The organism is Synechococcus sp. CBW1107, assembly GCF_015841355.1.
Lineage (GTDB): Bacteria > Cyanobacteriota > Cyanobacteriia > PCC-6307 > Cyanobiaceae > Regnicoccus_A.
Map to the genome: position 1 here is coordinate 2543803 of NZ_CP064908.1, position 19876 is coordinate 2563678.

Annotated in this window: 21 protein-coding genes; 9 read left to right on the forward strand and 12 right to left on the reverse strand. The window is 66.8% G+C overall.

Features of this window, described 5'->3' with window-relative positions; genetic code table 11:
- Window positions 1-22: 22 nt before the first annotated feature.
- Window positions 23-538 carry an HdeD family acid-resistance protein gene (locus I1E95_RS13315; RefSeq protein ID WP_197162970.1) on the reverse strand — a complete coding sequence of 172 codons (516 nt, stop codon included), beginning with the start codon at window positions 536-538 and terminating at the stop codon, window positions 23-25.
- Window positions 539-663: 125 nt separating this feature from the next.
- On the opposite strand from I1E95_RS13315, the gene I1E95_RS13320 reads away from it, so the two are divergent.
- Genes I1E95_RS13320 through ilvD form a run of 8 tightly spaced genes read left to right on the forward strand, consistent with a single transcriptional unit; the run spans window position 664 to window position 8510 of the window.
- The gene (locus I1E95_RS13320; RefSeq protein WP_197162972.1) at window positions 664-1161 is read left to right on the forward strand and encodes a DUF2231 domain-containing protein; all 498 of its coding nucleotides are present in this window, start codon (window positions 664-666) and stop codon (window positions 1159-1161) included.
- Window positions 1161-1736, forward strand: coding sequence for a DUF2231 domain-containing protein (locus tag I1E95_RS13325; RefSeq protein WP_197162974.1), 576 nt, complete (start codon window positions 1161-1163; stop codon window positions 1734-1736). The genes I1E95_RS13320 and I1E95_RS13325 overlap by 1 nt, the downstream gene beginning before the upstream one ends.
- Entirely contained in the window at window positions 1733-2662 is a 930-nt protein-coding gene (locus I1E95_RS13330) for a cytochrome c oxidase subunit II (RefSeq protein ID WP_197162976.1), read from the forward strand. Before I1E95_RS13325 ends, I1E95_RS13330 begins: the two co-directional genes overlap by 4 nt.
- 4 nt (window positions 2663-2666) lie before the next feature.
- A complete protein-coding gene (locus I1E95_RS13335; RefSeq protein ID WP_197162978.1) occupies window positions 2667-4358 on the forward strand; it encodes a cbb3-type cytochrome c oxidase subunit I in 1692 nt (563 codons plus the stop codon).
- A gap of 3 nt (window positions 4359-4361) precedes the next feature.
- The gene (locus I1E95_RS13340) at window positions 4362-4961 is read left to right on the forward strand and encodes a heme-copper oxidase subunit III (protein ID WP_197162980.1); all 600 of its coding nucleotides are present in this window, start codon (window positions 4362-4364) and stop codon (window positions 4959-4961) included.
- A complete protein-coding gene (locus I1E95_RS13345; protein WP_197162982.1) occupies window positions 4958-6460 on the forward strand; it encodes a GMC oxidoreductase in 1503 nt (500 codons plus the stop codon). The genes I1E95_RS13340 and I1E95_RS13345 overlap by 4 nt, the downstream gene beginning before the upstream one ends.
- Before the next feature lie 35 nt (window positions 6461-6495).
- Complete coding sequence (locus I1E95_RS13350) at window positions 6496-6789, forward strand: hypothetical protein (RefSeq protein WP_197162984.1); 294 nt, start codon at window positions 6496-6498, stop codon at window positions 6787-6789.
- A gap of 50 nt (window positions 6790-6839) precedes the next feature.
- On the forward strand, window positions 6840-8510 hold the full coding sequence (gene ilvD, locus I1E95_RS13355) for a dihydroxy-acid dehydratase (RefSeq protein WP_197162985.1): 1671 nt from the start codon (window positions 6840-6842) through the stop codon (window positions 8508-8510).
- On the opposite strand, the gene I1E95_RS13360 is transcribed toward ilvD, so the two are convergent.
- From I1E95_RS13360 to glpX, 7 genes are all read right to left on the reverse strand, one after another.
- On the reverse strand, window positions 8494-8928 hold the full coding sequence (locus I1E95_RS13360; protein ID WP_197162987.1) for a hypothetical protein: 435 nt from the start codon (window positions 8926-8928) through the stop codon (window positions 8494-8496). The two genes, ilvD and I1E95_RS13360, sit on opposite strands and share 17 nt — an antisense overlap.
- Window position 8929: 1 nt before the next feature.
- Complete coding sequence (locus tag I1E95_RS13365) at window positions 8930-9484, reverse strand: CIA30 family protein (RefSeq protein ID WP_197162989.1); 555 nt, start codon at window positions 9482-9484, stop codon at window positions 8930-8932.
- Between the two features lie 14 nt (window positions 9485-9498).
- A complete protein-coding gene (gene pgl / locus I1E95_RS13370) occupies window positions 9499-10230 on the reverse strand; it encodes a 6-phosphogluconolactonase (protein WP_197162990.1) in 732 nt (243 codons plus the stop codon).
- Complete coding sequence (gndA, locus tag I1E95_RS13375) at window positions 10230-11645, reverse strand: NADP-dependent phosphogluconate dehydrogenase (protein WP_197162992.1); 1416 nt, start codon at window positions 11643-11645, stop codon at window positions 10230-10232. Before gndA ends, pgl begins: the two co-directional genes overlap by 1 nt.
- Window positions 11646-11757: 112 nt before the next feature.
- Window positions 11758-13053, reverse strand: coding sequence for a glucose-1-phosphate adenylyltransferase (locus I1E95_RS13380; protein WP_197162994.1), 1296 nt, complete (start codon window positions 13051-13053; stop codon window positions 11758-11760).
- A gap of 121 nt (window positions 13054-13174) precedes the next feature.
- Entirely contained in the window at window positions 13175-14485 is a 1311-nt protein-coding gene (locus tag I1E95_RS13385; RefSeq protein WP_197162996.1) for a glutamyl-tRNA reductase, read from the reverse strand.
- Between the two features lie 10 nt (window positions 14486-14495).
- Window positions 14496-15500, reverse strand: coding sequence for a class II fructose-bisphosphatase (gene glpX / locus I1E95_RS13390; protein WP_197162998.1), 1005 nt, complete (start codon window positions 15498-15500; stop codon window positions 14496-14498).
- Between the two features lie 166 nt (window positions 15501-15666).
- Between glpX and rpe the strand changes: the two genes are divergently transcribed.
- Window positions 15667-16350, forward strand: coding sequence for a ribulose-phosphate 3-epimerase (gene rpe / locus I1E95_RS13395; protein ID WP_197162999.1), 684 nt, complete (start codon window positions 15667-15669; stop codon window positions 16348-16350).
- A 51-nt stretch (window positions 16351-16401) separates the two neighbouring features.
- Here the strand turns inward: rpe and ccsB are convergent, their stop codons facing one another.
- From ccsB to I1E95_RS13415, 4 genes are read right to left on the reverse strand one after another with little or no spacing between them, the layout of a single operon-like run.
- Window positions 16402-17310 carry a c-type cytochrome biogenesis protein CcsB gene (gene ccsB, locus I1E95_RS13400; protein ID WP_197163001.1) on the reverse strand — a complete coding sequence of 303 codons (909 nt, stop codon included), beginning with the start codon at window positions 17308-17310 and terminating at the stop codon, window positions 16402-16404.
- A 55-nt stretch (window positions 17311-17365) separates the two neighbouring features.
- Window positions 17366-18511, reverse strand: coding sequence for an LptF/LptG family permease (locus tag I1E95_RS13405; RefSeq protein WP_197167522.1), 1146 nt, complete (start codon window positions 18509-18511; stop codon window positions 17366-17368).
- 56 nt (window positions 18512-18567) lie between these two features.
- Entirely contained in the window at window positions 18568-19296 is a 729-nt protein-coding gene (lptB, locus tag I1E95_RS13410) for an LPS export ABC transporter ATP-binding protein (RefSeq protein ID WP_197163003.1), read from the reverse strand.
- Window positions 19293-19820 carry an LPS-assembly protein LptD gene (locus I1E95_RS13415; protein ID WP_231594641.1) on the reverse strand — a complete coding sequence of 176 codons (528 nt, stop codon included), beginning with the start codon at window positions 19818-19820 and terminating at the stop codon, window positions 19293-19295. Before I1E95_RS13415 ends, lptB begins: the two co-directional genes overlap by 4 nt.
- Window positions 19821-19876 lie beyond the last annotated feature (56 nt).

The window sequence follows — 19876 nt, forward strand, 5'->3', positions numbered from 1 at the left end:
CTGATGGGGGCCGTCTGGCTGGTCAGTCGCCGGAGTTGAGCGGGGTCATCAGCAGATTGAACGCGGAGAAGCCCAGCGCGATGCCCAGCAGGGTGCCGATGGCCCAGAGACTGTCGCTCGGCCATTCGGCGATCAGCAGGACGCCCAGGCCCGCGGTCACGAGTCCATCGGCAAGCACCAGTCCTCTGGCGGGGGTGTCTGACGCCGCGGCAGAGGCCAGCTCCATCAGCCCTTCGACCGCCAGCAGCAGGCCGGCGAACAGCGTCAGGCTGACTTCGCTGACCACCGGATTGATCAGGATCCAGAGCCCCCCCGCCAGGTAGAGCAGGCCACTCAGGCCGCGGAACACGCGGTTGCGCAGGTCGCCCGCAGCGGTGAGCCGGATCAGCTGGGACAGGCCACTGGCGATGGCCACCCCCCCGATCGCGACCGTGAGCAGGGTGGCCGAAACGAACGGCAAAGCCAGGGCCAGGCCTGCCGCCGCCAGCACCAGCCCAGCCGCCAGCCAGCGCAGGGGTCGGGAGGCGGGGATCGACATGGCACGGGCTCGACTGCGCTCAGCGTAGGTAGCTGATCCGATCCGATCGGGATTCGCTGACTGGGCCGACACCCGTTTCTGCCTGAGCTGCATGGTGGAGGCAGCGGCAGGACGGGCAGGCGCCCATGCTCGAGCTTCTCCCTCCCCTCAACGACCGCAACCTCCCTTGGATCGACACGATCCACCCGATCGTGGTCCACTTCGTGATCGCGATGGCCCTGATTGCCTTCGTCTTCGATCTGATCGGTCGCCTGGCGGGAAAACCCGCCTTGTACGAGGTGAGCTTCTGGAATCTGCTCGTCGCCACGGTGGCGATTTTCATCGCGATCATCTTCGGCCAGGTGGAGGCGGGTCTGGCCAATCCCTATGGCGCCTCGCGCGACATCCTCAACCTGCACAGCACCCTTGGCTGGGTTCTGGCCGGAGTGCTCTCGGTGCTCACCGCCTGGCGCTATGTGATCCGCAGCCGGGATCCTCTGCAGCTGCCCCTGGCCTTTCTCGGGGCGGGCAGCCTGCTCAGTGCCTTGGTGGTGGTTCAGGTGCTGCTCGGCAATCAGTTGATCTGGGTCTACGGCCTGCACACCGTCAAGGTGGTGGAGGCGATGCGCGCAGGTCTGGTGTGATGGAGCTTGGAGCCAATGATCTGCCCTACCGGCTGCCGATTCACCCCAACCTGGTGCATCTCACGATCGGTCTGTTCGTCATTGCCATCGCCTTCGACATCGCCGGAGCGCTCTTCCCTTTCGAGAAGCGACTGTTCCGTTTCCTGGCCCTGCCGGTGACCCGGGCCGGACTGCATGACGTGGGCTGGTACAACCTGCTGGCCTGTTGCCTGATCAGCTTCTTCACCGTGGCGGCGGGTTTCGTGGAGATGCAGCTGGCCGATCCGCTCCCCGGTGTCACCAGCAGCTTCGGCATGGGCAGCACCGCCACCATGCTCTGGCATGGGGCTGTGGGCGTGGGCCTGCTGTTCTCGATCGTGCTGATGACGCTCTGGCGTGGAGTCCAGCGCTACCGCTGGCGCTGGGAGATGGGACGCCAGGTGCAGTGGAGTTACCTGCTGGTGGGACTGCTGGTGTTCGCGCTGATGGCCTGGCACGGCACCCTCGGCGCCCAGCTGGGGGTTGAGTTCGGCGTCCATGTCACCGCCAGCCAGCTTCTGGGCGAGGGCGCCAGTCTGCGGGAGGCCCTGCCATGACCAGTACCCCACAACGTTTCCCCCTCACCCGTGTGATCGGCCTGGCTCTCTGGCTGGTGCTGCTCATCCTGCTGAGTGTCTGGATGGGTGCTCAGGTGCCCCGCTGGCTGCCGGTGCAGGCCTCCTCGGCGGCCCCGCTGGTGGATGGCCTCTTCGGTTTCGAGACGGCCGTCGCCACCTTCGTGTTCGTGGGAGTGGTGTCGGTGATGGCCTGGGTCGTGCTCTTCAACCGGGCCGAGAAGTACGACATGAGTGATGCGGAGCCGATCGAGGGCAACACCACCCTCGAGATCATCTGGACCGTGATCCCGCTGCTGCTGGTGATGGGGATCGCTGCCTACACGATCCAGGTGAACCGCGAGATCGGTCTGATCGGCCCCATGGACCATGACCATGGTCCTGCCCTGGCCAGCTCCGCCAGTGCCGCACCACCTCCCGGCGGGGAGGTGCAGGTGATCGCCAGGCAGTGGTCGTGGGAGTTCCGCTACCCGGTGGCGGGGGTCTCCTCCACCGAGCTGCACCTGCCGCTCGGACGGCGCCTCGGCCTCCAGCTGGAGAGCAGGGACGTGATCCACGGCTTCTACGTGCCGGCCTTTCGTCTCAAGCAGCAGGTGATCCCCGGCCGCTCGATCACCCTCTTCCTCACACCCACCCGCGAGGGCCGCTACCGCCTGCGCGACTCCGAGTACAGCGGCACCTGGTTCGCCGCCAACCAGGCCGATGTGGTGGTGGAGAGCGAAGAGGCCTACCAGGAGTGGCTGCGTCGTGCCTCCCGCCTGCCGCTCCAGCCCGGCCTCAGCGATGCCGCCCGTGAATACGCCCAGCAGCGCAGCGGCGAGCGCTCCAGCGGCTACGCCACCGTCGAGCCGGCCCCGCCGCCTCTGGTGAATGTGCCCGGCTCCAACACCCTTCCCCACGACGGCTGATCCCATGACCTCCACCGCCGGCGTCGACTCGCGCATCCTCAGGGCACCCCATCCGGTGCCCGGTGCCCCGGACAACTGGAAGCGCTTCTTCAGCTTCAACACCGATGCCAAGGTGATCGGCATCCAGTACATCGCCACTGCTCTGTTCTTCCTGCTGGTGGGCGGTCTCCTGGCGATGATCATGCGCGGTGAGCTGATCACACCGGAGGCGGATCTGGTGGATCGGACCGTGTACAACGGCCTCTACACGATGCACGGGACGATCATGCTCTTCCTGTTCATCTTCCCGGTGCTCAATGGGCTCAACAACCTGCTGATCCCGTGCATGATCGGCGCCCCGGACATGGCCTTCCCCAAGCTCAATGCCGCCGCCTTCTGGATGGTGCCGGTGTTCGGGGTGATCCTGATGGCCAGCTTCCTGGTTCCCGGCGGCCCCGCCTCCTCCGGCTGGTGGTCCTATCCGCCGGTGAGCCTGCAGAACCCCCTCGGGCATCTGATCAACGGAGAGGCCCTCTGGATTCTGGCCGTGGCCCTCTCGGGCATCTCCTCGATCATGGGCGCGGTCAACGTCGTGACCACGATCCTGCGCCTGCGCGCCCCTGGCATGTCCCTGGGCCGGATGCCGATCTTCTGCTGGACGGCTCTCTCGGCACAGACGATTCAGCTGATCGGCCTGCCCGCCCTCACTGGTGGGGCGGTGATGCTGCTGTTCGATCTGGTGGTGGGCACCTCCTTCTACCGCCCTGAGGGAGGCGGTGATCCGGTGCTCTATCAGCACTTCTTCTGGTTCTATTCCCACCCCGCCGTCTATGTGATCATCCTGCCGGTGTTCGGTGTGTTCTCCGAACTGTTCCCGGTCTATGCACGCAAGCCCCTGTTCGGCTATCCCTTCGTGGCCGGGGCCTCCCTGGTGATCGTCGGTCTCAGCCTGATCGTCTGGGTGCACCACATGTTCCCCAGCGGTGTTCCCCAGTGGATGCGCGATGTCTTCATGGTGACCACCATGCTGATCGCGGTGCCCACCGGCATCAAAGTGTTCGCCTGGCTGGCCACTCTGTGGGGCGGGAAGTTACGCCTGAATACGGCGATGCTGTTCGCCCTCGGCGGGCTGTTCAATTTTGTTTTCGCAGGCGTCACCGGCATCATGCTGGCTACGGTGCCTGTGGATATCCACGTGAACAACACCTATTTCGTGGTGGGTCATTTCCACTACGTGATTTATGGAGCGGCCACCATGGGAGTCTACGCCGCAATCTATCACTGGTTCCCGAAGTTCACCGGCCACATGTACTATGAGGGTCTTGGAAAGCTCCATTTTCTGCTTACCTTCATCGGCACCAACCTCAATTTCTTTCCGATGCATCCCCTCGGTCTGATGGGCATGCCCCGCAGGGTGTCCTCCTACGACCCGGAGTTCGCCTTCTGGAACGTGATCGCCAGCCTCGGTGCCTTCCTGCTGGGGGTTTCCATCATTCCCTTCCTGCTCAACCTGGTGAGCTCCTGGGTGCGGGGGCCGAAGTCTCCGGCCAATCCCTGGACGGCCATCGGCCTGGAGTGGCTGCTTCCTTCACCTCCTCCGGCTGAGAACTTCGAGGAGCACGTCCCCACCGTGATCAGTGGCCCCTACGGCTATGGCACCGGCCGGCCACTGGTGGAACACCAGGCCGAGATCGAGCGCTCCCTTCTGCAGGCCTGAGCCATGACCATCAGCCCTCCCCTCGATGACGCCCCGACCCCCCAGGGTCATGACGTGGCTTACGCCAACCACAGCCTTACCGGCTTCATCATCTTTCTCTGCTCCGAGAGCGTCATCTTTCTGGCGTTCTTCAGCGGCTATGCGTTGCTGAAGCTCTCAGCCCTGCAGTGGCTGCCGCCCGGGGTGGAGGGTCTGGAGTGGCGCAGCCCCCTTCTGTACACGGTGGTGCTGGTCTCCAGCAGCGGCACGGTGGCTCTGGCCGAGCGCTGCCTCTCCAGGGGACAGCTCTGGGGGTTCCGTTCCTTCTGGTTGCTGAGCATGGCCATGGGGGCGGTGTTTCTCTACGGCCAGGCGAGCGAATGGCGTTCACTGGCGTTCGGCATCACCAGCGGCAGTTTCGGCAGCTGCTTCTACCTGCTCACCGGCTTCCATGGCCTGCACGTGCTCAGCGGCATCCTGCTGATGGCCCTGATGCTGCAGCGCTCCTTCCGCCCGGCCAACTACGCCGCCGGTGAGCAGGGGGTGATCGCCACTTCCCTGTTCTGGCACTTCGTGGATGTGATCTGGGTGATGCTCTTTCTCCTTCTCTACGCCTGGTCATGATCCTCGACGACCAGCACCACGAGGTGATCGTGATCGGCTCCGGCGCCGCCGGCGGCACCCTGGCCGGGGCCCTCGCGGCCAGGGGCCGCTCGGTGCTGCTGCTGGAGCGGGGCGGAGTCATGGACCTGGCCGATCAGAACGTGGCCAGCGTCGATCTGTTCCGCAAGGACCGCTATCACCCCGGCGACGATTGGTTTGGCCCGGATGGCGATCCCTTCTCTCCCCAGACCATCTATGCCCTGGGCGGAAACACCAAGATCTGGGGCGGGGTGCTCGAGCGCATGTGGCCGCGCGAGTTCGAGGGTCTGCCTCTGCAGGAGGGGGTGGCCCCCGCCTGGCCCCTCAGCTACGACGAACTGGCCCCCTGGTACGAACGGGCCGAGGCGCTCTACCGCGTCCATGGCCGAGCCGGGGTCGACCCCCAGGAACCCCCGCGCAGCAGCCCCTATCCCCACGCCCCGCTGCCGCTGGATCCGCTCTTCGAGCCCCTGCGCCAGGGTCTGCAGCGCCAGGGCAGCCACCCCTACGACCTGCCGCTGAGCTGGTCGGAGCAGCTCGACGATCCCAGCGGCGACGCGGAGCTGTTCGGGGTGCAGCCGGCCCTCGCCCATCGCACCACCCGCCTGATCAGCAACGCCCGCGTCATCCAGCTGCACGTGGATCCCAGTGGCCGCGAGGTGAAGGGGGTGGAAGCCGAGATCGGCGGCCAGCGCTGGATGTTCCGCGGCGACCAGGTGGTGCTGGCCGCCGGTGCGGTCAACACCCCGGCGCTGCTGCTGCGCTCCCGCAGCACACTCCATCCCGACGGTCTGGCCAATGGCTCCAGCCAGGTGGGCCGCCACCTGATGAAACCCCAGCTCACCGCCATCCTGCAGCTGGCCCGCGAGCCCCACAGCGGCCGCTTCCCCCGCAGCCTGGGGGTCAACGACTATGTCTGGGGTGATCAGAACGTCAGCTTTCCGCTCGGTCACATCGAAACCGGCGGCGGAGTGCTGCAGGACGCCCAGTTCGCCGAGTCACCGCCGGTGCTCTCGCTGATCACCCGGCTCCTGCCCAACCTGGCTCTGGAGCAGCTGGCGGTGCGCTCGATCTGCTGGTGGGCGATGAGTCCGGTGCTGCCCGATCCCGGGAACCGTATCGAGCTGCGCGGGGAGCGGCTGAGCATCCAGTACAGGGCCAACAACCTCGAAGCCCACGACCGCCTCGTCTACCGCTGGCTCTCCGTGCTCAAGGCGGTCGACGCCGATCCGCTCACTCCCCAGGTGCGCCAGGCCCCCTTCTACCCCCGCGGCGAGGCTCCCCTGGCGGTGATCGGTCATGCCTGCGGCACCTGCCGCATGGGCGACGATCCGGCCCACTCGGTGGTCGATCGCGACGGCCGCGTCCATGGCCTGGCCAACCTGACCATCGCCGATGCCAGCGTCTTTCCCAGTTGCCCGATGGTGTCGCCCGGCCTCACCGTGATTGCGAACGCCCTTCGGATGGCGGAGCGGTTCTAGGCTTCCCCCATCAGGGGTTTGGAGGATCGAGACCCATGGCCGAACGCGAATCCCCCGTCAGTCCCATCCTGGCCAGTGCCGTCGCCGGGGCGGTCATCGGAGCCGCCGGTCTGGCCTGGTGGCTGCTGGCTGAAGCCGAGCGCCGCCGCCTGGCCCAGCGCCAGCGGCGCAGCCTCACCCTCTCGCGCCTGCAGGGGGGCTCCCGCGACGTCGGCGACGGCGAACGCAGGCCCCTGCTGGAACGTGAACTGCAGCACAAGGTCAATGAGCTGAACCGGGCCATCGAAGACGTGCGTCGGCAGCTGGAGACCCTCAGCCCTGAATCCTGAGCCGCGGCAGCTCGCCTCGGTAGGTTGCTGGCGGTGCCACTGAAGGGTTCATGCTCCGTTCCGCCGCCATCACCGCAGGCGTTCAGCGTTCTCCCAACCGGGCCATGTTGCGGGCCGTGGGCTTCGGCGATGGTGATTTCAACAAGCCGATCATCGGCATCGCCAACGGCTACAGCACGATCACGCCCTGCAACATCGGCCTGAACGATCTGGCCCGTTGCGCCGAGGAGTCCGCCCGTCTGGCGGGGGCCATGCCTCAGATGTTCGGAACCATCACCGTCAGCGACGGCATCTCGATGGGCACCGAAGGGATGAAGTATTCCCTGGTGTCACGGGAGGTGATCGCCGACTCGATCGAAACCGCCTGCAACGCCCAGAGCATGGACGGCCTGCTGGCGATCGGCGGCTGTGACAAGAACATGCCCGGGGCGATGCTCGCCATGGCGCGCATGAACATCCCGGCGATCTTCGTGTACGGCGGCACGATCAAACCCGGCCGACTCGGCCCCTGCGACCTCACCGTGGTGAGTGCCTTCGAGGCGGTGGGTCAGTTCTCGGGCGGCCGCATCGATGAGGCGGAGCTGCTGGCGATCGAGAAGAACGCCTGCCCCGGCGCCGGCAGCTGCGGTGGCATGTTCACCGCCAACACGATGAGCTCGGCCTTCGAAGCCATGGGCCTGAGCCTGCCCGGCAGCTCCACCATGGCGGCCGAGGATCCGGAGAAGGCCGAAAGTGCTGCCCGCTCCGCCGAGGTGCTGGTGCGGGCCATCGAGGCGAACATCCGCCCCCGTGATCTGATCACCCGCGAGGCGATCGAGAATGCCATCAGCGTGATCATGGCGGTGGGAGGCTCCACCAACTCGGTGCTGCACCTGCTGGCGATCGCCCGCACTGCCGAGGTGCCGCTCACGATCGATGATTTCGAAACCATCCGGCAGCGGGTGCCGGTGATCTGCGATCTCAAGCCCAGCGGTCGCTACGTGACGGTGGATCTGCACCGGGCCGGAGGGATCCCCCAGGTGATGAAACTGCTGCTCGACGCCGGCCTGCTCCACGGTGACTGCCGCACCATCGAGGGCCTCACGCTCAGGGAGGTGCTCGCCGAGGTGCCCAGCGAGCCTCCTGCCGATCAGGAGGTGATCCGGCCCCTCTCCAATCCGCTCTATGCCAAGGGACACCTGGCGATCCTCAAGGGCAACCTGGCCGAGGAAGGGGCCGTCGCCAAGATCAGTGGCGTCAAGACCCCGGTGATCACGGGGCCGGCCCGGGTGTTCGAGAGCGAGGAGAGCGCCCTGGAAGCCATCCTCGCGGGTGGGGTTCGCGCCGGCGATGTGGTGGTGGTCCGCTACGAGGGTCCCGTGGGCGGACCCGGGATGCGCGAGATGCTCTCCCCCACCGCGGCGATCGTGGGGCAGGGCCTGGGAGAGTCGGTGGCGCTGATCACCGACGGCCGCTTCAGCGGGGGTTCCTACGGCCTGGTGGTGGGCCACGTGGCCCCCGAAGCCGCCGTGGGCGGCACCATTGCCCTCGTGCAGGAGGGGGACAGCATCACCGTCGACGCACACCAGCTGCTGATTCAGCTCAACGTGGAACCGGCCGAGCTGGAACGGCGTCGCGAGGCCTGGGCGGCACCCGAGCCCCGCTATCGCACGGGTGTGCTGGGCAAGTACGCCCGTCTGGTGAGCAGCAGCAGCCTGGGAGCGGTCACCGATCAGGGCTGAGCAGAGCCCGCAGCCGCCGGGCCAGGGCTTCCAGCGCCGCACCGTCGGCAGGCCGCTCGCAGCGCTGGCCACTGTCACCATCCATCCAGACCGGGTGGTGGCCGTGCCAGAGCATGGGCTGATCCGTTTGCTCAGGCCAGCTCAGCATCAGGTGCAGATCCTCTCCGCTGCGGTAGATCTCCAGCTCGATGTCGTCGCGCTCCGCCCGCTCACCATCCGCCCGGCGGCAAAGCAGCCGCAGGGTGCACTCCTCCTCGCCCGACTCGGCTTCAGCGCCCGGCGAGATCAGCTCAGGTCCTCCGGAGCTGATCACCACCGCGTGGCGGTGGGGTTTCAAGCAGAGATCAGCTGCAGCCGCCACCCGCCTGAGCAGATCGTTGGGGCCGGGCCCATCAACGGCTTCGCTCAGGCTCTCCACCTCAGGGAACGGCCCGGATCGCCTCCACGCCCAGGCGCAGGGCACCGGCGCGGAAGCCGGGGTTGGGCCGGCCATCGTCGCCGAATTTCGAGTGCAGGATCTGCAGCCGGGTGATCCGGCTGGGATCGAAGCGCAGCAGCGGCAGGGTCATCGGCTGGGCCCGCACCGAGGCTTTCAGTTGCTCGAAGGGGATCTCCACCGTGGTGAGGCCCTCGGGGTTGGTGGCGAACTCGCTGACCCAGCGCAGCCCCCCCGGGATCAGCTCGGTGAGGCCTGCCACCCCATCGGCGCAGGCCACCGCCAGCTTGTAGCGCCGCCCGTCGCCGCGCAGATCGAGCTGGAGCGCCCGGTAGCCGCTCAGATCCAGGGGCGGTGAGAACAGCGGGGAGCGGCAGCTCACGAAGCCGCCCCCGGTTTCGATCACCTCCGCCTCCAGCACCAGCCCCGATGGCCCGCTGCGGCAGACGCCGCTGCTGCGTCCGCCCATGATGGTGTCGTTGAGCGCCAGCCAGCCGCTGAAGCCATCACCGCTCACCACCAGTAGGGGTGCCACCATCAGGGCCAGCTCGATCACTCCTCCAAGCCTGCCGCAGCGGCGGCATCGGCGAGGATCAACACAGGCTGGCGTGGACTCACCAGGCGGGCCGGCGTGCGCTCGGGTGATTCCTCGGGATCGAGCAGACGCCGCAGCGCCTGCTGTTTGCCTGCCCCACTCACCAGGAAGAGCACCTGGCGCGCGGCGCTCAGCACCGGTGCGGTGAGGGTGACCCGGGGAAGCCCCTTGCCCTCGCTCACCGTGGCCTCCCGGTCGATCACCGTGGTGGCTGGGGTGCCGGGAAACAGGGAGGCCGTGTGGCCGTCATCCCCCAGACCCAGCAGCACCAGATCGAAGATCGGTGGGTTCCCCGGGCAGAGCCTGGCCACCGTGGCGGCATAGGCCACGGCGCTGGCTTCCGGGGTCTCCAGATCGGTGGGCACCGGCTGGAAGCGCGCCTCGGAGCCCGGGGCTTCCGCCAGCAGGGTCTGATGCAGCATCAGGGCGTTGCTGGAGGGGTCGTCGGCCGCCACCCAGCGTTCATCCCCCAGCAGCACATCCACCCGCTGCCAGGGCAGCCGCTCCCGTCCCAGCAGCCGGTAGGCGGCGGCGGGGGTGCCGCCACCCGCCAGGGCGATCTGGGCCCGGTCCCGCTGGGCCAGGGCCAGATCGATGCAGGCGGCGATGGTCTCGGCGGTGCGCCGGGCCAGCTCCTCAGCATCGGCGGCCACTTCGATCCGGTATCTGGCCGGTGGTTGGCTGCGCATCAGAGCCACTCGGTGTGGAAGCTGCCTTCGCGGTCCACCCGTTGGTAGGTGTGGGCGCCGAAGCAGTCGCGCATGGCCTGGAGCAGGTTCTGGGGCAGCCGCGCCGTGCGGTAGCTGTCGATGTAATCGAGGGTGCTGCTCAGGCAGGGCACGGGAATGCCCGCCAGGGCCGCACCCGCCACCACCTGTCGCAGGCCCGGCAGCCGCGCGTTCACCTGGTCGGCGAACCAGGGATCCATCATCAGATTGGCCAGATCCGGGTTGGCGTCGTAGGCGTTCTGGATCCGCTGCAGCAGCCTGGCGCGAATGATGCAGCCCCCCTTCCAGATCTGGGCGATCGCCGAGAGGTTGAGGTTGTAGTCGTGCAGGCCGGAGGCCTCCACCATCAGGGCCATGCCCTGGGCGTAGCTGGCGATGCAGGCCAGCGTGATGGCATCGCGCAGGGCCGGCATGCCCTCGGCCGGATCGCCCAGCGCCACGGCCACCGCCTCCGGGCCGGGAATCACAGCGGCGGCCGCCTGGCGCTCGGCATGCAGGGAGCTCATCACCCGGCCGTTGAGGGCCGCGTAGATGGTGGGCACGGGCACCCCCATCTCCAGGGCGCTCACCACCGTCCACAGGCCGGTTCCCTTCTGGCCGGCCACATCGAGGATCTTCTCCACCAGATCGCCGCCATCCTCGGGATCGCGGGTGCGCAGGCAGACCTCGGTGATCTCCACCAGGTAGGAGGAGAGCTCCTCCAGCTGGTTCCAGCCGTCGAACACGTCGGCCATCGCCAGGCCATCCATGCCGGCGCTGCGCTTCATCAGGTCGTAGGCCTCCACCAGGATCTGCTCGATCCCGTACTCGATCCCGTTATGGACGGTCTTGACGAAATGGCCGGCACCGCCGGGGCCGATGTAGGTGACGCAGGGCCCGTCCTCGACCTGGGCGGCCATCTTGCGCACCAGCCCCTCGATCGCGTCGTAGGCGGCCTTGGTGCCTCCGGGCATCATGCTCGGCCCCTCCAGGGCCCCCTTGGCGCCGCCGGAGACCCCCATGCCGATGTAGCCGAAGCTCTGGCTTTCCAGCTCCTTCACACGCCGTTCCGTGTCGGTGTAAAGGGAATTGCCGCCGTCGATCAGCAGATCGCCGTCCTCCAGCAGAGGGGAGATCTGGGCGATCATGGCGTCGATCGGTTCGCCCGCCTTGATCATCATCAGGATGCGGCGGGGGCGTTCCAGAGCCCCGACGAACTCCTCGAGGGTGTGGGCCCCGATGATGTTCAGTCCGGCGGCCCGGCCATTCAGAAAGTCTTCGGTCTTGGCGTAGGTGCGGTTGAAGACGACGCTGGAGTACCCGTTGCGTTCAGCGTTCAGGACCAGGTTCTCGCCCATCACTCCGAGGCCGATCAGGCCGAAGTGTGCTTTGCTCATGAGAAGTTGGCGTGCAGGCCGTGCGGCCTCAGTGTGGCCTTGAGCCTGCCGGAACGCCGTTGACCCGGGCTCTGTGTCAGCAAGCGCTCAGATCGGCGGGTGAGCCGGCGGTTCAGATCACGGTGCCGTCGGCGATGCTGGCGTTCTTCTCCACCACCACGATGCCGTTGCGGATGTAGTAGCCCAGCTCGGGGCGATCGGCCTCCTCGATCCCGTCCTTGTTGACGATCGTGACGTTGCGCCCGATGCGGACATTCTTGTCGAGGATTGCCCGACGCACGGTGGTGCCGCGGCCCACGCCCACCGGGATGCCGCCCCGTTCGCGCAGCACGGCCCGCTCCTCACTGGATTCGAAGAAGTCGGCCCCCATCACCAGGGTGTCCTGCAGGACGACCTCCCCTTCGATGCGGGAGCGCACTCCGAGCACGCAATGGTGAATGCTGCAGTTCTGGAGAAGCGATCCCTCGCCGATGATCGACTGGGTGACCTGGGCATCCAGTAGTTTGCTGGGCGGCAGGTAGCGAGGCCTGGTGTAGATCGGGAACTTCTCGTCGTAGAAGGAGAAGGCCGGTTTCGGTTGGTCGGTCAGGGCCAGGTTGGCCTCATAGAAGGCCCCGATCGTGCCGATGTCCTCCCAGTAATCGTCGAAGAGGTAGGCCCTGAGATTGTCACCCTGGCCCAGGGCGGTGGGAATGATCTCCTTGCCGAAATCGGTGGAGCCGGGATTCTGCGCCAGCAGATCGAAGAGCGTGTCGCGGCTGAAGACGTAGATGCCCATGGAGGCCAGGTAGGGGCGGCGGGCGGCCTCGGCATCCGCCAGTCCCAGACGGGCGGTGTCCACTTTCATCGCCTCAAGGGCGGCGCCCTTGGGTTTCTCGGAGAATTCACGGATGCGCCCGTCGACGTCTGTGCGCATCAGCCCGAACCCTTCGGCCTGCGCGGCATCCACCGGCAGGGCTCCCACCGTGAGGTCGGCGCCGGACTGGATGTGGTGATCCACGAAACGGCTGTAATCCATCCGGTACAGCTGATCGCCGGAGAGGATCAGGTATTGATCCACGTCCCATTCCTGGAACAGCCACTGGTATTTGCGCACGGCATCGGCGGTGCCTTCGAACCAGGTGGGGCTGTCGGGGGTCTGCTGGGCGGCCAGCACTTCGACGAACCCTTGCCCGAAGCCGGCGGAGAGGTTGTAACTCTGCGTGAGGTGCCGGTTCAGGGAGGCACTGTTGAACTGCGTGAGCACGTAGATCTTGTTGATCCCCGAGTTGATGCAGTTGCTGATGGGGATATCGATCAGGCGATACTTGCCGGCCAGCGGTACAGCCGGCTTGGCCCGCATCTTGGTGAGGGGGTAGAGCCGGGTGCCGGCGCCTCCGCCGAGAATGATCGCCAGAACCCGCTTCATCACTGCCCTCCGAGACTGCTGCCGTCAGCGTGGGTGCACCGTACCGGATCGGGTGCCTCCAGAAGCCCGTACGCCAGGGCTGAACACAAAAACGTGGCGAGCCGCTGTAGCTCCGGCGACATCAGCTGTCCTCGTCCTCTCCGTCGAGGGCAAAGAGCTGATGCAGCACCTGCATCGCCTGGTGGCGCTGCTGGCGGGGCTGGGGTGCCCGAAGGTTGGTGACCGGGCTGTGCAGGATCTTGTTGATGATGCCCTTGCTCAGGGCCTCCACCACCTTGCGCTCCCGCACCGAGAGATCGGGACCCATCCGGCTGAGGGCCTTCTGCAGTTCCTGCTCGCGGATCTGTTCCAGCTGCTGGCGCAGGCGGTTGAGGGTGGGCACCGCCTCCAGTCCGTCCCACCATTCCAGGAACTGACGGGCCTCCTCCTGCAGCAGCCCTTCGGCCTCCACGGCGATGTCCCGGCGGGCCTCCTGGTTGCGGGTCACCACCTCCTGGAGATCGTCGACGTCGAAGGCGTCAACACCGACGAGCTGCTCCACGTCGGCGCTGATGTTGCGCGGCACACCGATGTCGATGAGCATCAGCGAGGAGCGACGGTTGAGGCCGCTGAGCCTGGCGGCGTCGATGATCGGCTCGTCCGCCGCGGTGCTGGTGAAGACCAGGGAACAGGTGCTCAGGCAGTGATCGAGGTCGCTCAGCGGGCGGCACTGGACGGGGAAATCAGGGAAATCGGCAGCCAGGGCCTCGGCACGTTCCGGCGTGCGATTGAGCAGCACCAGGCCGCGGCAGCCCTTGGCCTGAAGGTGCTGCAGCAGCAGACGGGCCATGCGCCCGGCCCCCACCACCGCCACCTGTTCCTGATCCAGTGGCACGAGCTCATCGAGGCCCCTGGCCTGGCCCACCTTGAGCTGGGCCAGCTCCACGGCGGCGGAGCTGATCGAGACAGCACCGGTGCCGAGGTTGGTTTCGCTGCGCACCCGTTTGCCGGTGCTCACCGCCTGGTTGAGCAGGCGGTTGAGAATCGGTCCGATCGAGCCGTGTTCCTGGCCCAGGCGCACCATCTTCTTCACCTGGGAGAGGATCTGACCCTCACCCAGCACGAGGCTGTCGAGGCCGGCGGCCACCCGCAACAGGTGCGCCACCGCCTCCTCGTGGTGGTAGGTGAACAGGTGGGGCGTGAGCTCCCCGAAGTCGAGCCCGGAGTGCTGGCTCAGGAAGGCACCCACGGCATGGATCCCCTGTTCGGGGCTGCGCAGCAGGGTGTAGATCTCGAGCCGGTTGCAGGTGCTGAGGATGGAAGCCTCGAGCACCTGGGAGTCCCCGCGCAGATTCTGGAGGGATTCCTCCATGGTCTGCTCGGGGATGCTCAGTCGCTCCCGGATCTCGACCGGAGCCGTGCGGTGGCTGAGGCCGACGACGGCGATGTGCATGGGAGGGTGCTCAGCGCAGGGCGACGCTCTTGGCGCCGGGCTTGATGTGGATCGTGTCGGTGAAGCGGGCCGTGGTGTCGAGGGAGCTGATGATCAGGCTGCTGGTGCGGGTGCAGTCTCGCTCGAACACCACACCCTTGAACAGCAGGCCCGGGGTGATCCCGCTGCCGGCGAAGACAACGTTCTCACCGGAAGCGAGCTCCTCGGCTTCATAGACCTTGTCGATGTCGGTGATGCCCATCGAGTTCAGCCGCTCGATGTTGCCTTCCTTGGTGTAGTCGGCCCACTCGCTGGTCTGGGCGATGGCGGGGTCATACACCAGCTGTCCCTGGAAGTGGCCGCCGAGGCAGCGCAGCGCCGCCGCGGAGATCACCCCCTCGGGGGCGGCGCCGATGCCCATCAGGCAGTGGGTGCCGGTGCCGGCGAAACCGCAGGCGATCGCTGCCTGCACGTCCCCGTCACTGATCGGCTTCACCCGGGCGCCGGTGGCCCGGATCTCGGCGATCAGATCCTTGTGGCGGGCGCGGTCCATCACAACGATCACCAGGTCGCTGGCGGGCATGCCCAGGCACTCGCTCAGGATGGCGATGTTCTCGGTGGCGCTCTTGCGGATGTCCACCTTGCCCTTGGCGGCCGGGGGCGCGGCCAGCTTCTTCATGTAGAAGTCGGGGGCGTTGAAGAGTCCGCCGCGGTCCGAGGCGGCGAGCACCGCCATCGAGCCGTCCTGGGCGTTGGCGCAGAGATTGGTGCCTTCGCAGGGATCCACGGCGAAATCGACACCGGGGCCTGTGCCGCTGCCCACTTCCTCGCCGATGTAGAGCATCGGGGCCTCATCCCGCTCACCCTCGCCGATCACGATCCGGCCCTGCATGGCGATGGAGCCCATGCGGGTGCGCATCGCCTCGACGGCGGCGGCATCGGCCTCATCTTTCTTCCCGAGTCCGGTGAGGTGGGCGGAGGCGATGGCGGCCTGCTCAACGACTTCGAGCAGTTCCTGAATGAGGGTGCGATCCACGACGGTCCGGCAGGGGGGAGAGAAGGCGTCAGCAGAAAGACAGGCAGACCAGCTGCGGCAAGGTCTTTCCGACAAGAAGCGGGCGTCACTGTATCAGCGCCTCGCGAGACCCCTCTCCACGCGTTCCTACAATCCATGGGCTCCCTCGCCCCCGGTGGCCCCAACCATGAGCACGAAGCCTCTGGTGATCGCCCCGTCGATCCTTTCCGCTGATTTTGCCCGCCTCGGTGACGAGGTGAGGGCCGTAGACGAGGCTGGAGCCGACTGGATCCATGTCGACGTCATGGATGGCCGATTCGTTCCCAACATCACCATCGGCCCGCTGATCGTCGAGGCCCTCCGCCCCGTCACCAGCAAGCCCCTCGATGTCCACCTCATGATCGTGGAGCCCGAGCGCTATGTGGGGGATTTCGCCAAGGCCGGCGCCGATCACATCTATGTGCAGGTGGAAGCCTGCCCGCACCTCCACCGCAACCTGGGTCAGATCAGGGACCTCGGCAAGAAGGCCGGAGCGGTGCTCAACCCCGGCACTCCGCTGGAAACCCTCGAATACTGCCTCGAGCTCTGTGATCTGGTGCTGATCATGAGCGTCAACCCCGGCTTCGGCGGCCAGAGCTTCATCCCCTCGGCGGTGGAGAAGGTGCGCCGCCTGCGCCGGATGTGCGACGAGCGCGGACTCGATCCCTGGATCGAGGTGGACGGGGGCCTCAAGGCCAACAACACCTGGCAGGTGGTGGAAGCTGGCGCCAACGCGATCGTGGCTGGTTCGGCCGTGTTCAATGCTCCCGACTACCGAGCGGCGATCGAGGGGATCCGCCACAGCCGCCGGCCTGAGGCCGTGCTGGTCTGAGCAGGGGTTCGGCACTCCGGAACGGGGACCGGGCTTCGGCCCGGCTTCCCGTCAGGCGCCCAGGAACCAGCCGTAGCTGTGCAGGCCGATGCCCAGAAGGTTGACGCCGATGTAGCAGACGACGATCACCACCAGGCCGGCGGCCGCCACCATGGCCGGTCGGCGTCCCTGCCAGCCCCGGCTCAGCCGGCTGTGCAGATAGGCGGCGTAGACCAGCCAGCAGATCAGGGCCCAGGTCTCCTTGGGATCCCAGCTCCACCAGCTGCCCCATGCTTCATTTGCCCACACGGCTCCGCTGACCAGGCCCACCGAGAGCAGCAGGAAGCCCACGGTGATCGTGCGGTAGCTGAGGCTGTCGAGTTGCTCGCTCACCCCGATCGAGACGCTGCTCAGGCGCAGCTCGCCCGCATCAACGGCGAGCTTCGCCTGGCGATAGCCGCCGCTGCCGATGGAGCTGCTGCGCAGTTGCAGGTCCTGGCCGCGATCGGTGACGAGCACCGCCACAGAGAGCAGCGATCCCACCAGGAGAGCGGCGTAGCTCACCATGATCACGCTGACGTGCATCACCAGCCAGCTGGAGCGCAGAGCCGGCACCAGGGGGGAGGCCTCCTGCAGCCGGTCGGGCAGGGCGAAGCTGGCGAAGGCGAGGCAGCCCAGGCCCATGGGGGTGGCCGCGGCCGGCACCAGCGGACTGGCCCAGGATCGCTCCACCAGCAGCTGGGTGAGGGTGCAGGCCCAGGCCAGGAAGCAGAGGGATTCGTAGAGATTGCTGATCGGGAAGTGACCGGAGTCCCACCAGCGCAGGGTGAGCTGAGCCGTGAGGCTCAGATTGGCGGCCGCCACCAACAGACGGACCGGACTGCTGGAGCGGCCGCCGCTGAGGCTCCAGAAGGCCAGGGGCAGCGCCACCAGCAGCAGCGCGAAGGCCAGCAGGCCAAGGGAGAGAACCGGATCGTTCACAGAAGCTCGCTCTGGGCGGGGCGGATCTGCCGACCAGTCTGCCTGCAGGCCCGGCTCAGCGGCTGGCCTGGCGTAACAGGAGCAGCCCGAGCATCAAGCCGATCAGCACCGGAGACCAGGCCGCCAGCAGTGGGCCGAGCGTGCCTTTCACCCCCAGCGAGCTGAAGATGAACGACATCAGGTAATAGGAGAAGATCAGCAGCACGCTGATGCCGAACCCCTGGCTGCGGCTCGTGCGGGCATCGGGCCTGACCCCGAGGCTGCTGCCGATCAGGCCGAACACCAGGCAGATGGCCGGGAAGGCGAACTTCTCCTGGATGCGCACCCTCAACCGCCTTGCCTCCTTCTGATCCCCTGCTTCCCGCAGCAGAATCTCAGCACGCAGCGCCTCCGACACCGACATGCTGGCCGCATCCTTGGGCAGGGCCGCCAGCTTGAGGGGCCCCTGATCGAGCGGGTAGAGATAACGATCGAACTTGGCTGAGGTGGTGGTTTCGTTGTCGCCCACCAGCACGATCTGCCCGTCGCGGAATTCCCACATCCCCGCCTCATCGTTCCAGGTGCCCTTTTTCGCCTTGAGGATCTGGGTTCCGCTGGGACGGCTGAAATCGAGGACCGTGACTTCCTCCATCTCTCCATCCTTGAATTGCCGTGAGTAAAACAGCTGGGAGAGGTAACGTTCGCTGCCGGTCTCATCCAGCTTGCTGGGGCGACGGCTGAAGCGGGAATAAATGATGTTGCTGCCCTTCTCCGCCGCGATCGCCTTGCCCAGGGCCTGATTCAACGTGTTGGTCGCCTCAAGGTTGGCGCTGGGAACGATCAGGTCGTTGAACACGAAGGTGAGCAGGCTCATCAGCACCGCAACGACCAAAGCCGGCAGCACCATGCGCCAGGTGCTCACCCCCACGCTGCGCAGGGCGATCAGTTCGCTGTTGCTCGAGAGGGTGCTGTAGGCCAGCAGGGTGGCCATCAAGGTGGCCATCGGGAAGGACAGCACCAGGAAACCGGGCATCCGCAGGCCGAGCACCTGCAGGGCCGTGAGCAGCGGCAGACCTGATTCGGCCACTCGACGCACCAGCTCGAAGACCACTCCCACCGAAAGTGAGACCGCCGTGAAGGCAGCGATACCGAACAGGAGCGGACCCATCAGCTCGTTGGTGAGCCAGCGATCCATCAGGGGCAGCCGCTGCCAGGAGACCATGAACGGCCTGAGCAGCCGTTGAACCGCCGGCCTGGTCTGTGTCTTGGTGGACGCGCTCACAACTGAAATCCCTCGCCCAGATAGTGACGTCTCACCAGGGGGTCGCCGGCCACCTCCGAGGAGGGGCCCGAGGCGAGAATGCTTCCCTCGGTGAGGATGTAGGCGCGATCGGTGATGGCCAGCGTCTCGCGAACGTTGTGGTCGGTGATCAGCAGGCCCATGCCCCGCTGGCGCAGGCTGCCGATCAGAGCCTGCAGATCGGCCACCGCCAGGGGATCGACACCCGCGAAGGGTTCATCCAGCAGAAGATAACGAGGCCCGTTGCTGCCCACGGCCAGGGCCCGAGCCACTTCACAGCGTCGGCGCTCTCCACCTGAGAGCTGGAAGCCCCGGCGGTGCTGAAACCGGCTGAGATGAAACTCCTCGATCAGCTCCTCCAACCGCTGTCGGCGCATCCGCAGCGGAGTCCCGCTCTGCTGCAGGGCCAGCTGCAGGTTCTCGCGGGCCGTGAGCTGGCGGAACACACTGGCCTCCTGAGGCAGGTAGCCGATGCCCAGCCGCGCCCGTTTGGGCATCGGCAGGCCCTCGACCCGGTGGCCGTCCAGAAGCACCTGACCCCTGTCGGGCCTGAGCAGACCCGTGACCAGGTTGAAGGTGGTGGTCTTGCCTGCACCGTTGGGTCCCAGCAGACCCACCACTTCTCCGGGTTCCAGCGCCAGGCTCACCTCCTTCACCAGGGGACGGCCGCCCAGGCTCAGAGTCACGCTCTCCAGGGAGAGACTCATCGAAGCGGCGGCGTGATGGGCTGGGGTTGGGCTCCCGGCGGCTGAACCTGGGGTGCGGTCTGGATCAAAAGTTTGCTGAACACCTGCTGCCCTTCCAGGGGCTGGGCCAGGGCCCGCTCCTGCTCCACCATGTAGGTGACCCGGTCGGCCCTCAACAGGTTGCCATCGTCCTGGATCACATCCACATCCCCGCTGAGAATGATCATCCCCTCCCGGGTGAAGTACTGAGCCTGGCGGGAGGTGGCCACCACCCGGCGGTCGGGATAAACGATCCGGACGTTGCCCGAGGCGGTGATGATGCCGGTGACGTTATCGGCCTGCTGGCGGTCGGATTCGATCGTGACCTGGCCGGTGGCGGGAGGGGTTGCCGGAGCTGCCGGCACCTGATCCGCAGCCGGACCCACCTGATCACCGGGCTGGATCGTCTGGGCACGGCCGTTGGCCGCTGCAGCCAGCATCAGGAGCAGGGCTGCCAGGGCCGGCAGCACCGGATTTCGCCTAGGCCACAGGGGTGGTTCGGACATCTCGACGGGGCTCACCTGGACAGTGCTCACATCTCGGAGGCAGTGATGGGTCTTGA